The following is a 15,528-nucleotide window of genomic DNA, read 5'->3' as shown; positions in this document are numbered from 1 at the left end:
CTAGACGGGCCAGACCGGATGGTGCCGGCCGGCCGGACGACGTTCCCAGCCTTCGGCGGCGCGCAGCCGGGCGATCAACGCGTCCCGTAGTGCGTGCGGCTGCACGACCTCGTCCACGACCAGGTCGGAGGCGTTCCGCAGCAGGTCGATCTCCCTGTCGTACTCCGCGCGTCTGGCCGCCGTGAACTCGGCGCGTTCGACGGGGTCCGTGATCGCCGCGAGCCGATTGGCGTACACGGCGTTGACGGCGGCCTCGGCGGCCATCGCTCCGATCTGGGCGGTCGGCAGCGCGAGGGTCGCGGTCGGCTCGAAACCGGGCGCGCACATGGCGTAGAACCCGGCCGCGTAGGCCTTGCGCACGACGACCGTGAACCGCGGCACCTCCGCGGAGGCCATCGCGGTGATCATCTTGGCACCGTGGCGGATGATGCCGCGGCGCTCCACCGCGGATCCGATCATGAATCCGGGTACGTCCTGAAGGAAGACGACCGGGATGTTGAAGGCGTCGGCCAGCATGATGAAGCGCGCGGCCTTGTCCGCGGAGTCGACGAAGATCGCCCCGCCGTTGACGAGCGGCTGGTTGGCGATCAGCCCGACCACGCGGCCGCCGAGCCGGGCGAAGCCGACGACGATCTCCCGCGCGTACTCCGGTTTCACCTCGAAGAAGCTGCCGGAGTCGACGATCCGCCGAACCACCAGGCGGACGTCGTACGGGCTCTTCGGGTTGTCGGGGACGACGCCGTCCCAGTCGTCGCTCTCCGCGGCGTCGGGCTCCAGGTGGCCGGGTCTCACCGACCAGTTGCCCGGCAGGTAGGAGAACAGCCGCCGGGCCGCACCGATGGCCTCGGCGTCGTCGGCGCAGAGGCGGTCCGCGCAGCCGGAGACGGTCGTGTGCATCTTCGCGCCGCCCATCTCCTCAAGGGTCACCTTCTCTCCGATGACCATCTCGGCGATCCTCGGCGACGCGAGGTACATCGAGGCGTTCCCGTCGACCATCGCGACCCAGTCGCAGAACGCCGGCATGTACGCCCCGCCGGCGGCGCTCGGGCCGAAGAGGCAGCAGAGCTGCGGCACCCGCCCGCTGAGGCGGACCTGGAGGTGGAAGATCCGCGCGGCGCCGCGTCGATGGGCGAAGAAGCCCGCCATGTCGGTGAGGCGCCCTCCCGCGGAGTCGACCAGGTAGAAGACCGGCAGGAGGTCGCGGTCGGCACGTTCGAGTATTCGGATCTGCTTCTCGACCGTGCGCAGCCCCCAGGATCCGGCCTTGACCGTCGGATCGTGGGCGATGACCGCGACCGTCCTGCCGTCCACCCGGCCGGTTCCCGTGAGCACCCCGTCCGCCGGATAGCCCTCCGCCGTGGCGTGCGCGAGGAGGCCGTCCTCCACCCACGAGTCCTCGTCGAGCAGCAGCCGCAGCCGGTCCCGCACGGCGAGCTTCGTGCCCAGCCTCGACCGGTCGCCGCCCGCCTCGGCACGGGCGACGGCGGCGTCCAGGTCGGCGCGTCCCCCGCTCACAACCCCAGCCCCTTCGCGAGGATCTCCAGCTGGATCTCATCGGTTCCTCCGCCTATGCGGAGGATCCGGGCATCTCGGTAGTGCATGGCGACTCTGGTCTCCTCAATGAATCCGTATCCGCCGAAGATCTGCACCGCGGCGTCGGCGACGTCGTTCGCCGTCCGGGCGGCGACGAGTTTCGCCATGGCCACCGAGGCGGACGCGCCCGAATGGGCCGACTCGGCACGGGCGGCCGCCTGGTAGGTGAGCAGCCGGGCCGCCGAGATGCCGGCCAGCATCTCGCCCAGCCGGTGGCGCACGGCCTGGAAGGTCCCGATCGGAGCACCGAACGCGACACGCTGCCTCGCGTGGGCGAGCGCGTCGTCGAACGCCGCCTGTGCCAGCCCCACGCCCATGCCGGCCAGCACGATCCGCTCGGTCTGGAACGCCGCCATGATCTGGTGGAAGCCCCGGCCGGCCTGGCCCAGGACCCGCTCACCGGGGAGGAAACAGTCGTCGAAGACCAGCTCCCTGGTGTCCGACGTCCGCCAGCCGATCTTGTCGAGCGCCCGCCCGACGGAGAATCCGCGGTCTTCCCGCTCGACGAGGAAGGTCGTGATCCCGCGGTGACGTGCGCCGGGCGAGGTGACCGCGGCGACGATCAGAACGTCGGCGAGCCCGCCGTTGGTGATGAACGTCTTGGTTCCGCGGAGCCGCCAGCCACCCGGGACCTCCTGCGCGGTGGTGGCGATACCGGCGACGTCCGAGCCCGCGCCCGGCTCGGACACGGCGATGGCGGCCACCGCGTCACCGGCGAGGACGGGCGCCAGGTAGCGCTCCTGCTGCCGTTCCGTTCCGAATCGGGCCAGATGAGGCGCGGCCATGTACGAACTCACCAGGGGCGTGACGGCGACGCCGCCGGAGGCGCGGGCGAGGTGCTCGGACAGCAACGCGATCGCCAGCGGGTCGCCACCGGATCCGCCGTGGTGTTCGGGGTGACCGAGGCCGAGCAACCCCGCGTCGGCGAGGTCGCGCCAGAGCCTCGGCGGGAATGTCCGCGTCCGTTCGGCCTCGTCGACGAGCGGCAGTACCCGGTCGGCGACGAAGTCCCGGCACATCACCGAGAACGCGGCGTGCTCCGAGTCCAGCTCCATCGATGGTGAAGTCATGGTGTAAGGCCTCCTCACTTGGTAGTGCCGGCGTATGCCCGCCAAGCACGCCGACCGGCTGCCCGGCCGGGACGTGCCGCCTGACGAGGTCGAGCCCCTTCCACGCGGGTCACCGGAGACGAGGAGCACCGCGTCCCGCCGACCGCCGACCGCCGGGACGCGGGCGGTGACGGTGGCGGTGCGCCGTCTCACCGATCTCGGTGCCGCGTGGCTCGACGCTACGGCGCCGGACGCCCGCCGCTAACCGACATCTGACGGAACCGGCACGTCGTCGTTGCGTCCTCTGTCGGTCGGCGGCGGGGCCGGGCGTCGCGTAGCGTCCACACCGGAGGCGGCGGCGCTGAATGTCCGGCTCACCCGGCATTCCGGGCACGACGTCCACACCGGAGGCGGCAGCGCTGAGTGTCCGGCTCACCCGGCGTTCCGGGCACGACGTATGGGACGCCGGGCGCCCCCCGCGCCGGCCCATCTGGCCGCTACGCCTCCCGGGCAGGCCTCTTCGCGCCCGCCACGTAGTCGTCGACCTGCTCCTCCAGCAGCCCGAGCGGGAGCGCGCCCTGGGCGAGGACCGCCTCGTGGAAGTCGCGGACGTCGAAGCCCCCGCCCAGGGCGCGCTCCGCGCGCTCCCGCATCGCCTGGATTCTGAGGTGACCGATCCGGTATCCGAGCGCCTGCGCGGGGTGCCCGGTCGAGTAGCGGAGCAGTTCGCTCGCGATCTGCGCGTCGGACTCCGCGCAGTTCGCGCGCATGTACTCGCGCCCCCGCTCCAGCGTCCACCCCAGCGCGTTCAGCCCGGTGTCGACCACGAGCCGCTGCGCCACCAGCCGTTCGTGGGCCAGCCGGCCGTAGGCGTCGTACGGGTCCCGGTAGAGGCCGAGTTCCCAGCCCAGCCCGGCCGCGTACTCCGCCCACCCCTCGTTGAAGACGCACAGGTCGGCCGCCTCGCGCCGGATCATCGGCAGGGCGGTGTTCTCGGCCTGCCTGGCGAGGTGGAAGTGGTGGCCGGGGACGAGCTCGTGGTAGATCAACGCCGCCGCGCCGAGAAGCGACCGGTGCTCCAGACCCGCCGCGTTGTACCGGTACCGTCCGACCGGCTCGTCTCCCGTCGGCTGCTCGTAGTAGCCGTAGGTCATGACCGCCTCAAGGGCGCGGTCCAGGCGCTCGACGCGGTACGGCGCCCTCGGAAGAACCCTGAAGCACTCCCGGACCAGAGGCGTCAGCCGGTCGACGTGCCCGCGGTAGCACGACTCCAGCTCCTCGACGGACGACGCGAACAGCCGGGGCTCGCCGCGCAGCCTCCGGTGGAAGTCGGACTCGCTCCCGGAGAAGCCCAGCTCGGAGCGGACCTCCCGCATCCTGTCGGCCAGCGTCGCGACCTGCTCGACACCGAGCCGGTGCACCTCCTCCGGCTCCAGGGGCAGTGTGGTGTGCAGGCGGATCGCATAGCGGTAGTACTCCTCCCCACCGGGAAGCGTCCCGGCGCCGACCTCCTCCGGCGCCGACTCCTCGTACGCCGGGCCGAGCGACGCGAGCAGGCGGTCGAAGCCGGCCGCCACCTCGCCGCCCACCAGGCGGACGACCCGATCGGCGAACCCGCCGGACGCCGCCCCCAGACGGGCGAGGCGATCGGCGGCGGGGACGAGGAGGGGGAGCACCTCGTCTCGCAGGCCGAAAAGCGCCGTTCTCACCGCGGGCAGGGCCGGCCGTGGAAGCCTGATCCCCCGCCGGGCCTGCCCTTCGAGCTTGACGCGCATCTCGTGCAGGAGCCGCGCGTACTCGCGGACGAGCCACAGGTAGAGATCCGCCTGGGCCGGCGAGTCGAGCCGGAACGGCAGGAGGAGCGTCCGAGGGTAGAAGGTCAGCGGGGTCATGGCGAAGCCGGTCACCGGGAACTCGAACCAGTACGCGCGCGGAGCCTCGGCGGTGACGGTGAGCGCGTGGTCGAGGAACCTCCATGTCAGCCGGTCGGTCGTGGAGAGCCCCGCGAGGTCGATCTCACGGAGGTCGGCCAGCGCCCGGCCCGCGGCCCGCGCCTCCTGCTCGACCTCGTCCAGGGCGTACCCCCGCAGCGCCGTGACGTCGAGGGAGAACCCGCGCAGTTCGGTGACCGGCAGGCCGTGGCGGACCCGGAGGTAGGGGTCGCTGTCGATCCGCTGCCGCCAGATCCGGTCGGCCAGCCGCGCGAGGCGCTCCGACGGCCTCGCGCCGGCCGGCGCCCCCTCCTGATCCCGCCGTTGCCCGGTCATCGGGTGGTCACCCCGACTCCGGGCGGAGGTGCTCCACGAGGTAGCGGCCGATCGCTCCCAGCGCGTACGCGCCCTGGTAGCCGTTGAGCGAATGGTCCAGCTCGGGAAGGACGAGGAGGTCGACGGGCCGGTCGGCCCGGGCGAAGGCGTCGACCAGCTTCATCGTGCCCGACATCGAGCCGTTGACGTCGCTGGTGCCGTGGATCAGGAGCAGGTGCCCCCTCAGGCGTTCGGCCAGGGGGAGCAGCGAACCTCGCCGGTAGCCGTCGGGGTCGTCCTGGATGAGACCCATGTAGGGCTCGATCGCCAGCGCGATGTGGTCGACCAGATCGCCGGCGAGGTACAGCGCGCAGCCGACGTGGTAGTCGTCCGGGGCGGTGAGCAGGGCGCGCACCGTCATGTAGCCGCCCCAGGACCCTCCGACCACCCCCACCCGGCTGAGGTCGAGGTACTGCCGCGACTCGCCGAGCCCGCGCAGGACGGCGCGGTGGTCGTCGATCTCGTACTGACCGAACCGGCCGTAGACGACGTCCTGGAAGGCCTTGCCCCGTTCGGGCGTGCCACGGCCGTCCACGATGTACGTGACGAACCCCAGCCGGGCCAGCGCCTGTGCGATCCCCCGGGTCGGGGTCTGGGCGAAGTCGCGGGGATGGCAGACCATCTGCGGGCCGGCGTAGATGTACTCGACCACCGGATACCGCTTCGAGGGATCGAACCCCGGCGGCTTCCAGAGCACCCCGTGCAGGACGGTCCGGCCGTCCGCCGCGAGTGCGGTGAACTCCTCCGGCGGCTCCCAGCCCAGCTTGACGATCTCCGAGACGTCGGCGGTCGCCAGGGTGGCGACGAGCCGCCCGTCGGTGCGGAGCAGGTCGGTACGGGGCGGCCGGCCCAGGCTGGAGTGCGTGTCCACCAGGAGGTCGCCGGCGGGTGCGAGCGTCGCGCTGTGCATCCCCGGATCTCCGGTGAGCTGCCGGAAGCCGGTGCCGTCCAGGCCGACCCGGCACACGTGGACGTCGTAGGGGCGGAGCGGGTCGGAGTGCGCGAGCACGTAGGCCACGCCGAGGCCGGTGTCCACGCCGACCACCTGGTCGACCTCGAACTCTCCCGACGTGACCCGGTGGTGGAGCGTTCCGTCGAGCGAGTACAGGTAGAAGTGGCGCCAGCCGTCGCGTTCGGACGCCCACAGCAGCCGATCGCCGTCGACCAGGTGACAGCTTTCGAGCATCCCCTGTCTGATCCCGATCACGAAGGAGTCCTGACGCTCCTCGACCACGGTGCGGACGCGCCCGGTCGCCCGGTCGGCGGCCAGCAGGCGGAGCGCCTTCATGGTCCGGTCGAGGGTGAGCACGAGGAGCTCGCCGGAGGGAAGCCAGCGCAGCGGGTGCACGAAGTAGGGCTCGTCGTCGCCGACGTCGACCGGGATCGCCCGCCTGCCGAGCACGTCGATGATGTGGAGGGTGGATCGCGGATACGGGCCGCCGCTCTTGGTGTACGGCGCCCACTCGACGTCCTCCACCGGCTTGAGCCAGTGCACGACCGGTATCCGGCGTACCGCGCGGGTGTCGACCCGCCGGGCCGCCAGCCGGAGGCCGTCCGGGGACCACGACGCCCCGTCGACCTTCCAGCCGAAGTCCGGCTCGCCGTCGGAGGTCAGCCGCTCCGCCCTGTCGTCCAGGGGAGAGCGCAGCCACAGGTCGTCGCCGCGTTCGGTGGCCAGCCACTGGCCGTCCGGCGAGGGCACCTCCGTGATCGGCGGACTGTTCGACAGGAATGCCTCGCGGACGACCCGTGGGATCCGCCGGTGCCGGAGTTGCTGCTCCGCCGGTGACAGGGGGACCGGTTCGTGGCCCTCTCCGGGCCACCGGAACCACGTTCCCGCGATCCTGACCTCGACCGCCCCCTCCCGGTCCGGGGCGCGGAGCCGCTCGAACCGCAGCCCGGTCGCGGGCGCACCGCCGGGGATCTCCCGCTCGACCGCGCCGCGGACCGAGTCGATCGTCAGCTCGGTCCGCCGCTCGCCGGTGGCGGGGTCGACCGAGACGATCGAGGAGCCGCCGGGCTCGTCGTCCAGGTAGCTGAACGACCGCCCGTCGGGGTGCCAGAGCGGGCTGATGCGGCCGCCGCGGACGAGGTCGGCGAAGCCGAGCAGCGTGCGGAATCGGGATAGGTCGGTGTCGGCAAAGGCCACGACTCACTCCTCCTCGGGGATTTCGCGTATCACGCCGTATCGGTTGTGCGCGCGGTGTCCGGTCCGTCGGACATCGGCAGGACGAGGCGGCTGGGGTGCCGGCCGCCGTGCAAGATCTCCTGCCGAGCGGTCCGGCACGTCTCCCCCTCCGCGTACTCCCCGGTGTTCGGGTTGCGCGCGTAGAGCGGGAACAGGCTCGACGTGACGGCCAGACGCAGTCGATGTCCCGGCAGCAGGACGTGGGCGAGCGGCGGGAACCGGAGAGTGTACCGAGCCGGCTCGCCGGGCACGACGGCGTTCCGGGCTCCCGCCCGCACGACGGCGTGTCCCAGGTGGAGCGTGCGGCCGGAGGAGGGCAGCACGTCGGAGAGGGTGGCGACCCAGTCCGTGTCGGGCGCGTCGGTCGAGGCCCAGAGCTCCAGCGACGGCGTGCCGAACAGCTCCGTCGCCTCCGTGAACGGTTCACCGGTGTAACAGAGGACGTCGTCGCGGTTGGTCGCGTGGCCCTCGTCGAGTCCGAGCCCCGGTGAGGCGTTCACGGCGTGGGAGGCGAACCTCGGCTGCCAGGCGACCGGCCTGGCCGGATCGTAGTCGTATCGATCCGCGGGCTCACCGCCCTCGACGGGGGCGGCCACGAGCCTTCCGTCGCCCTGCCGGGTGTTGGCCCGGCCGCCCGAGGAGAGCCACAGCGACCGGATACCCGGCGACTCGGGCATTCCCCGGCCGTCCGTCCAAGAGTTGCGGCCGGTCACGAAGATCCGGGTGGCCGGCCCGGCCTGCGGGGCCGTCGTGAACTGCTCGCCGAAGAAGTCAAGGACGGTCCGGTCGATGTCGACGACGCTGTCGACCCCCCAGTCGAAGCCGCCGACCTCCCTGGTCGGACGCCGTACCGCCCTGGTGTCCCAGGGGCCGACGACGAGCCGCTGGCGCGCGCCGCCCGGGGAACGGCGGGCGGCCTCCCAGTACGCCGTGGTCGCCGCCAGTTGCCCGTCCCACCACCCGGTCACGTGCAGCGCCGGCACGTCGAGCCCGGCGATCCGGTCCGCGAGGCGCAGGGCGGCCCAGTAGGGGTCGTCCGGATCCGGATGCGCGCTCCAGTCGCTCCACCAGATGTCGTCGCGGCCCAGCGCCTCGTGCATGGTCGCCGCGGGAAGGTGCCGCCAGACCGAGGACCACGGCGGGACGTCCGCGGGCTGCACGGTCCGGCCGCCCACGAGGTGCATCCAGAACAGCCAGTCCAGCCGCAGCGCGCCCCCCGTCCACGGCAGCCCGGCCCCGGGACCGCCGAACGGGCTGATCGCGGCGACCGCGTCCACCTGCCGCGACTCGGCCGCCGCGGCCCACGCGCAGAAGCCGGCGTACCCGGTCCCGAACACGGCGACCCGTCCGTCGCACTCCGGCAACCGCCGCGCCCACGCGACGGTGTCGGCGCCGTCCTCGGCCTCGTGCCGGAACGGCGTGAAGCCGCCGCCGGAGTCGCCTCGCCCCCGGACGTCGACCGCGACCACGACGTACCCGTGCGCGGCGTAGTGCTTGTGCCGGTCGGACGGCGCCGGCAACCGCGTGAGCCCGACCAGGGCGCCGGTCCGGTTGTTGTCGTAGGGGGTCCTGGTGACGAGCACCGGGTATCTGCCCGGCTCGGGCGGGAGGTAGACGTCGGCGGAGAGCTCGACCCCGTCACGGGTGGTGAAGGTGCGGAGGAACCGGCAGCGGACCCGGCCGACGTCGACGAAGCCGGTCATGACCCGGCCGCCGGCTGGACGGGGAGAACCAGCGACGACCGGTCCCCGGAGCCGCAGTGAACGGTGTTGTGAGCCACGTCGGCGCGGGTCTCGTCCGCCCAGAACCCGCCCGTGTTGAGATTGCGCGCGTTGAAGGGGTAGTCGCTGGAGCTGACGACCACCTGGATCCGGTGTCCGGGCAGGAACCGGTGGTGGGTCCAGCCCAGCCGGACCGTCGCGGTGACCACGGTGCCGGGGGTGAGCGGCTCCGCGACCGCCCCGTCGCGGTAGCGCAGCCGCAACCGCCCGGCGTTGGCGCCGATCAACGCGAGTGATCCACCGTCGGGGGACACGTCGACGAGTTCCGCGAACAGGTCGGTGTCGGGACGGTCGCTGGAGAAGGAGAGCCGGAGCTCGGCCCGCCCCGACACGTCGACCGGCTCGGTCAACGGCTCGCTGCGGTAGACCAGGCGGTCCTCCCTGCGGTAGAGGAACCGCCGATCCAGCGGCGGATCACCCCACGGGTCCATCGTGGACAGGTCCCCCCCGGGCTCGGCCGGGTCATAGGTGAAGGAGTCGCGCGCGTCCTCGGCGACGGGCGCGTCGAGGGAGAGCAGTCCGGCGCCGTCGCCGCCCGCCGGTCGGCCGTGAAGGTACCAGTGCCGCGGCTCGGCGTCCGGAGCGGGCCATTCGGCCGGCTCCTCCCACCGCATCGCACCGGTGCGGAAGACACGGCAGCGGGGCAGGTCCGGCCCGTCCTCCTTCAGGTGCCGGGCCAGGAACCGCTCCAGATAGGCGATGGTGTCCATGACGCCGGCGGAGGTGTCGACGCCCCGCACGACCGGTCGCGGCCTGGTGTTGCCGACGTGGTCCCACGGTCCGATCAGCAGCCGGGCGTGACTCCCGCCGGGGGATCTCCTCACGGCGTCCCAGGTGTCCATGGTGCTCTCGTCGTCCCACCATCCGACCGTGATCAGCGCGGGTATGTCGAGCCGCCGCCAGTCCTCGCCGGAGAGGGCGAACTCCTCGGACAGGTAGTCGATCTCACCGTCCACGTAGTGGTTCCACAGGGTCGGCTCGATCCCGAGCCGCTCGGCCAGGTCTCGCATGGGCAGGTGGCCGAGCCCGTCGTACCACGACGGCGAGTACACGTACTGCAGGGTGCGGCCGCTCAACCGGTGCAGCAGCATCAGGTAGTAGACGCCCGGCACGCCGGAGTCGGCGTGCGGTCGCGGACCGGGCCGGGCGGCGCCGACGGCCATCGGGGCGATACATCTCAGGTGCGGCGGTCCGGCCTTGGCCGTCCACCACTGCGTCAGCGCCTCGTAGCTGCTGCCGACCATTCCGACCCTGCCGTTGGACCACGGCTGGGCGGCGATCCACTCGGTCGTGTCGTAACCGTCGTCGGCGTCGTGCGTGAACGGGCGGAACTCACCCTCGGAGTCTCCGCGCCCGCGCATGTCGACCCCGACGTAGGCGTAGCCGTGCTCGACCAGGCCTCCCCAGCCGTGCGGGCCGAGCAGGTGGACCCTCATGTACGGCGTCCGGGTCATCACCGTCGGGAACGGCCCGTCGCCGGGTGGAAGGAGCACGTCGGCCGCGAGAGCGACACCGTCGCGCATGACGACGCGCCTGTTCCACAGCGTCTTCCCTACAGGCACCGGGGGTTTCCTCCTCCTGAGATCGGCGGCGTCGCAGCCGGAACGGACCTGTCCGCGGAGATCACCGCGCGAGCGAGCCGACGAACTTCTCGATCAGGCCGCCGACCGCCGCGGCCAGCTCCAGATGCAGCATGTGGCTGCCGTCCAGGCGGTGGACCTCGACGTTGGGGCAGGCCGCCTCGACCCGGCGGAGTTCCTCGTCGACACCGCGGCCCAGCGCCTCGACCAGCCGCCTGCCGTCGGCGTCGAGGTGCCCGGTCGGGGTCGGCCGGTCGGACTTGACCATCAGGACGGGGCAGGCGACGCGGCTCAGCGTGCCGAAGAAGTCCAGCTCCTCCAGGGCCTCGGTCAGCGCGGGCTGGTCCAGGGGGGACGGCCGGCGCAGGAGGGTTCCGTCCGGTCCGGGCGCCAGCGCGCGGCGGGCGGTCGCCGTACCGAGGTCGGGATCAAGCCCGAGCGACGTCACGTACGCCCTGGCCCCCTCGATCACGGCCTCGGCCTCGGCGGCCGTGAGCGCCTCGGGGGGCAGCTGCGCGAACACGCCGGCGTACAGCCGCGCACGCATCCGGGCGACGTCCTCGGCCTTCAGCCCCGAGGCGGCGTCCGGAACTCCGGCCCCGTAGCCGTCGATGACCACGATCCCCGGACAGTCCCGATGTCTGTCCGCGTGGAAGACGGCGATGTTCGCGCCGATCGAGTGGCCCACCACGACCGGCCCGCGCAGCCCGAGCGCGTCGACGACCGCCTCCACGTCGGCCTCGTGGCCGGCGAGGCGGAAGTCCCGGTCCGGCGGCGACGCCGACCGGCCGTGCCCGCGGAGGTCGAACGCGGCCAGCCTCATCCCGCCGAGGTGGGAACGGATCGGCTCCCAGTCCAGGAGCGTGCGGTTGCCGCCGTGGACGAGCAGGACGTCCGGCCCCTCGCCGCCGTAGTCGACCGCGGCGAGCGTGCCCACGGGGCCGTCGACCGTCACTTCCCGTACCGCGGTACCGCTCATAGCTCGTTGGCCGCCCTTCTCTCCGGAGCCGCCCACGGCTGGCTCCGCCTCGTCTGAGGCCTCCAGTCTTCCGGACCGTCACGCTCGGCTCGTGCTCGGTCTGTCGGAATTCGGCCCTCGACTGTTCCGACGTTCGTCGGGGGGAGCGCGCGGCCGCGGCCGCCGTCGGCGGGGGCGCGGTTCGTACGATCGTCGGACGGCGGGCACCGTCGTTCCGACGATATGACCTTGATCCGTTCTCGCGCGCCGACGAGTATCTCTGTGGCCCTGTCCGCCCGCGCCGACGCGAAACGAGGAGTCGTTGACCGATTACGCGATCGAGCCGAACCCGGCCCCGCGCACCGAAGCCGAACGGGCCGCCATCCTCGGCGACCCGGGGTTCGGCAGGTACTTCACCGATCACATGGTGACCGGCCGGTGGACGCCGGACGACGGCTGGCACGATCTGAGACTCTCGGCGTACGCCCCGATCACGATGGACCCGGCCGCCGCGGTCCTCCACCGTGGACAGTCCGTCTTCGAGGGGTTCAAGGCCTACCGCCACCCCGACGCCTCGATCTGGACGTTCCGGCCGGGCGCCAACGCCGTCCGCTTCGCGGAGTCCGCCGGGCGGCTGGCGCTGCCCGAGTTCCCGGTCGAGCCGTTCCTCGACGTCTGCGACGCGCTCGTCCGCGCCGACAGCGCGTGGGTCTCCCGAGACGACGGCCGCAGCCTCTACATCCGTCCCGTCATGTTCGCCGCCGACGCCGGTCTGGGGCTCAAGCCGGCGCGGGACGTGACCCTCGTGATCGTGGCGTCGCCCGTGGGCCCGCCGGCGTCGGCGCACGACCGTCCGATGTCGGTCTGGCTGTCCGAGGACTACGTCCGCGCCGCGCCGGGCGGCACGGGTGCGGCGAAGTTCGCGGGGAACCACGCCGCGAGCATGATCGCACACCAGGAGGCCCGCGCCCGCGGGTGCGACCACGTGGTGTTCCTGGACGCCGTCGAGCGGCGCTGGGTCGAGGACCTCGACGCGATGAACCTGTTCTTCGTGCTGGAGGACGGCACGCTCGTCACCCCCGGGCTGTCGGGGACGATCCTGGCGGGCGTGACCCGCGACTCCGTCCTGCGACTGGCCAAGGACATGGGCCACCCGGTCGAGGAGCGGCGGGTCTCCCTGCACGAGTGGAGCGACGGCGCGCGGACCGGGCGGATCCGCGAGGTCTTCGCCTGCGGCACCGCCGCCGTGCTCAGCCCGATCGCCCACCTGTCGTGGCGGCACGGCGAGGTGACCGTGGGCGACGGGAGGACCTGCGGACCCGTCGCCTCGGCGCTCCGTTCGGCCCTGCTCGACCTCCAGTTCGGCCGCACGGCCGACCCCTACCGCTGGCTGCGCCGCGTCGTCTGAGCCGGCTCCGCGGCCGCCGGGTTCCCGCACGCGGCCGTGGCCCCGTCCGATTCGAGCCGCCGCGTACCGGCACTCGGGGACCCGGCGGCCACGGCGCTCAGCGGAGCGGGTCGAAGGGGGCCAGATCCACCGGTCGCCGGTCACCCGTCATGGCGCCGGCGAGCAGCCGGCCGGTCGCCGGGCCCAGGGTGATCCCCCACATGCCGTGACCGCCCGCCGTCCAGATCCGCTCCGACGCCGTGGCCCCGATGACCGGCAGGCCGTCCGGCGTGCACGGACGGGAGCCGACCCAGACGTCCGCCCTGGTGTCGAGATCGACGCCGGTGAGGAAGGGGCGCATCGACTCGACGATCGCGCGGACCCGGCGTTCGTCCGGTGGGGCGCCCGGGGCCCGGAACTCCATCATCCCGGCGAGGCGCAGCGAGTCTCCGAGAGGCGTCGCGGCGACCCGCTGACCGGGGAAGTAGAGCGGGCCGCTCGGAACGTGCTCCGGCGAGACCCGGAAGCTGTACCCACGCCCCGCCCTGACCTGGACCCTGACGCCGAACCGGCGCACCGTCTCCGGCAACCGCGCGCCGGTCGCGACGGCGACGGCGTCGAAGCGGAGCTCCTCGCCTCCCTCGACGCGCACGATCGCGCCACCGGAACCGGCCTCAAGGGCGCACACGGCGGTCCGCTCGGATATCGTCCCTCCCCGCCTGCGCACGGCGTCGCCCAGCGCGGCGACGAACCGCCCCGGGTCGACGTACCGCTGACCTGAGATCCTGAGCGCGGCACCGACCCCGTCACCGAGGATCGGCGCGACCTCGCGGGCCCGCGCCGGGGTGAGCCGCTCGTAGTCGACCGCCACACCGTGTTCGGCGGCCTGCCGCAGCTCGTGCAGGACACCGTCCAGGTCCTTCGGCCCGCGACCGCACGCGAGCACCGGCGCGGTCCGGATCGCGTCGGTCGCGACGCCCGCCGCGGCGAGGACGTCGTAGGCCGCGAAGGCCTCTCCGGCCAGCGCCGCCATCGCCCGCATGCCGCGGCGCCACGTCCACGGCGTGGAGTGAAGCGCGAAGCGGGTCAGGAAACCGATCAGTCCGGGTACGGCGGCCGGCGGGACGTACACCGGGGACGACGGGCTCAGGATCGCGCGGATCCCGTACCGCAGGACCGCCGGATCCGCGAGCGGCGCGACCATGCTCGGGGTGACCCAGCCGGCGTTGCCCCACGACGCGCCCGCGCCGACGTCGCCCTGATCGAGCACGGTCACGCGGATGCCCTGCTCCTGGAGGAACCAGGCCGTGGACAGGCCGACCATGCCCGCGCCGAGTACCCCGACGTGGTCGAGACGGACGGTCATCGCACACCCCCCTGTCCCGCGCCGGCGGCCTCCCGGGCCGCGCGGTTGTCGACCACCACCCGACCGGCGCGGATCACCATGAGCGGCCGGCCGACGCCGGCCAGGACCTCGCCGGCCGGACGGTCCACGACGACGAGGTCGGCCGGACCCCCCTCGTAGAGCCGCCCGACGTCGGGCTCGGCGAGGGCGGCGCTCCCGCCGGCGGTCGCGGCGACGACGGCCTGCGCCGGGGACAGGCCGAGCTCCACCAGGGTCTCCAGCTCCTTCGCGTACCAGGTGACCGGCTGGCCGACCGTCGCGTCGGTGCCGACCGCGATCCGGACCCCGGCGGCGACCGCCGCCGCGACCGTGTCCGTGTGCGCGTCGACCCGTCCCTGCCAGGCGGCCCTGATCGCCTCCTCTGCCCGACCGCCCGCCGCCTCGGCCAGCGCCCTGCCCGCGGCCTGGAGACCGCGCCGGAACGCCCAGGCGGTCGGCACCAGTACCGTGCCCGCCGCGGCCATCGCCCGCAGGTGTTCGGGGCGCGCGCCGTTGCCGTGCTCCACGGTGTCGACGCCGCACTCGACGGCCAGCTCCACCGCGTCGGGGACCGAGGCGTGGCAGGCCACGCGCAGCCCCAGCCGGTGGGCCTCGTCCACGACGGCCGCCATCTCCCCGTGGGTCACCTCGACCCGGTTACGGCCGGAGTTGATCGCGATCTTCACCAGGCGCGCGCCGCTCCGGGCCTGGGCCCGCACGGCCGCGCGCATCTGACCGGGGCCGTCGCTCTCCAGCCCGACACCGGCGACGGTCGACCCGTGACCGCCGCTCACACAGAGGATCCGGTTCGCGGCCCACACGGCGGGCCCCGGCAGCCAGCCTCGCTCGACCGCCCGGCTCAGCGCGACGGCGACTCCGTCGTGGCCGCCGACATCCCGCGCCGCGGTGACCCCCGATTCCAGCAACGCCGCGAGGTTCGCGGCCGCCCTGGTGGTCAGCTCCGGCAACGTCTTCGGCAGCGCGGCGTGACCGGCCAGGCTCAGGTGGACGTGCGCGTCGACGAGTCCCGGTAGGACCGTCATGCCGTACGCCTCGACGACCGTCGCGCCGCCGGTGTCGGCCGCCGCCGTGATCCGGGCGACGCGGTCGTCGTGGAGGACGACGTCCGCGCGTTCGACGGAGCCGTCGTGGCGCACGATCTCGGCGCCGACAATGGCACATATGGTGGTCATGTCACCCTCCAGGGGCGCCCGAAAAAGTCGGGAACGGATTGTCACATCAAATTAACGGGGGCCTTTCCCTGGGCTGATCGACAAATGTCGAAGCTTCCGGCAGACGGGC

The 15,528-nt window shown here is 73.1% G+C and carries 11 protein-coding genes; 2 read left to right on the top strand and 9 right to left on the bottom strand.

Annotated features, from left to right (window positions below; all coding sequences use genetic code 11):
• Both ACWEF2_RS01835 and ACWEF2_RS01830 read right to left on the bottom strand, forming a co-directional pair.
• Positions 1–1,515, bottom strand: coding sequence for an acyl-CoA carboxylase subunit beta (locus ACWEF2_RS01835; RefSeq protein WP_453811107.1), 1,515 nt, complete (start codon positions 1,513–1,515; stop codon positions 1–3).
• A complete protein-coding gene (locus tag ACWEF2_RS01830) occupies positions 1,512–2,663 on the bottom strand; it encodes an acyl-CoA dehydrogenase family protein (protein WP_453811106.1) in 1,152 nt (383 codons plus the stop codon). Before ACWEF2_RS01830 ends, ACWEF2_RS01835 begins: the two co-directional genes overlap by 4 nt.
• A gap of 34 nt (positions 2,664–2,697) precedes the next feature.
• Here ACWEF2_RS01830 and ACWEF2_RS01825 point away from each other — a divergent pair, with 34 nt between their 5' ends.
• Positions 2,698–2,907: a hypothetical protein gene (locus ACWEF2_RS01825; protein WP_453811105.1), complete on the top strand. Its 210-nt coding sequence runs from the start codon at positions 2,698–2,700 to the stop codon at positions 2,905–2,907.
• A 232-nt stretch (positions 2,908–3,139) separates the two neighbouring features.
• On the opposite strand, the gene ACWEF2_RS01820 is transcribed toward ACWEF2_RS01825, so the two are convergent.
• The 5 genes from ACWEF2_RS01820 to ACWEF2_RS01800 form a co-directional block, all read right to left on the bottom strand.
• Positions 3,140–4,909 carry a DUF885 domain-containing protein gene (locus ACWEF2_RS01820; protein WP_453811104.1) on the bottom strand — a complete coding sequence of 590 codons (1,770 nt, stop codon included), beginning with the start codon at positions 4,907–4,909 and terminating at the stop codon, positions 3,140–3,142.
• A 7-nt stretch (positions 4,910–4,916) separates the two neighbouring features.
• Positions 4,917–7,097, bottom strand: coding sequence for a DPP IV N-terminal domain-containing protein (locus tag ACWEF2_RS01815; protein ID WP_453811103.1), 2,181 nt, complete (start codon positions 7,095–7,097; stop codon positions 4,917–4,919).
• A gap of 29 nt (positions 7,098–7,126) precedes the next feature.
• Positions 7,127–8,839: a CocE/NonD family hydrolase gene (locus tag ACWEF2_RS01810; protein ID WP_453811102.1), complete on the bottom strand. Its 1,713-nt coding sequence runs from the start codon at positions 8,837–8,839 to the stop codon at positions 7,127–7,129.
• A complete protein-coding gene (locus ACWEF2_RS01805) occupies positions 8,836–10,479 on the bottom strand; it encodes a CocE/NonD family hydrolase (protein WP_453811101.1) in 1,644 nt (547 codons plus the stop codon). Before ACWEF2_RS01805 ends, ACWEF2_RS01810 begins: the two co-directional genes overlap by 4 nt.
• Positions 10,480–10,540: 61 nt before the next feature.
• Positions 10,541–11,476, bottom strand: a complete 936-nt coding sequence (locus tag ACWEF2_RS01800; RefSeq protein ID WP_453811100.1) for an alpha/beta fold hydrolase — start codon at positions 11,474–11,476, stop codon at positions 10,541–10,543.
• A 301-nt stretch (positions 11,477–11,777) separates the two neighbouring features.
• Here ACWEF2_RS01800 and ACWEF2_RS01795 point away from each other — a divergent pair, with 301 nt between their 5' ends.
• Positions 11,778–12,863 (top strand): branched-chain amino acid aminotransferase, encoded by a 1,086-nt coding sequence (locus ACWEF2_RS01795; protein ID WP_453811099.1) that lies wholly within the window; start codon positions 11,778–11,780, stop codon positions 12,861–12,863.
• 97 nt (positions 12,864–12,960) lie between these two features.
• On the opposite strand, the gene ACWEF2_RS01790 is transcribed toward ACWEF2_RS01795, so the two are convergent.
• Together ACWEF2_RS01790 and ACWEF2_RS01785 are read right to left on the bottom strand one after the other, a co-directional pair.
• Positions 12,961–14,208, bottom strand: a complete 1,248-nt coding sequence (locus ACWEF2_RS01790; RefSeq protein WP_453811098.1) for an NAD(P)/FAD-dependent oxidoreductase — start codon at positions 14,206–14,208, stop codon at positions 12,961–12,963.
• Positions 14,205–15,419, bottom strand: a complete 1,215-nt coding sequence (locus tag ACWEF2_RS01785; RefSeq protein WP_453811097.1) for an amidohydrolase family protein — start codon at positions 15,417–15,419, stop codon at positions 14,205–14,207. The genes ACWEF2_RS01790 and ACWEF2_RS01785 overlap by 4 nt, the downstream gene beginning before the upstream one ends.
• Between the last annotated feature and the right edge of the window lie 109 nt (positions 15,420–15,528).

The sequence above is a fragment of the Streptosporangium sp. NPDC004631 genome, from assembly GCF_053601935.1.
This window is presented reverse-complemented; position numbering and strand designations above follow the sequence as displayed.

Excerpts from the sequence above, each read along its gene's own strand:
- ACWEF2_RS01810 (WP_453811102.1), bottom strand. The coding sequence starts at position 8,839 with ATGACCGGCTTCGTCGACGTCGGCCGGGTCCGCTGCCGGTTCCTCCGC.
- ACWEF2_RS01825 (WP_453811105.1), top strand. The coding sequence starts at position 2,698 with ATGCCCGCCAAGCACGCCGACCGGCTGCCCGGCCGGGACGTGCCGCCT.
- ACWEF2_RS01820 (WP_453811104.1), bottom strand. The coding sequence starts at position 4,909 with ATGACCGGGCAACGGCGGGATCAGGAGGGGGCGCCGGCCGGCGCGAGG.
- ACWEF2_RS01800 (WP_453811100.1), bottom strand. The coding sequence starts at position 11,476 with ATGAGCGGTACCGCGGTACGGGAAGTGACGGTCGACGGCCCCGTGGGC.
- ACWEF2_RS01830 (WP_453811106.1), bottom strand. The coding sequence starts at position 2,663 with ATGACTTCACCATCGATGGAGCTGGACTCGGAGCACGCCGCGTTCTCG.
- ACWEF2_RS01790 (WP_453811098.1), bottom strand. The coding sequence starts at position 14,208 with ATGACCGTCCGTCTCGACCACGTCGGGGTACTCGGCGCGGGCATGGTC.
- ACWEF2_RS01785 (WP_453811097.1), bottom strand. The coding sequence starts at position 15,419 with ATGACCACCATATGTGCCATTGTCGGCGCCGAGATCGTGCGCCACGAC.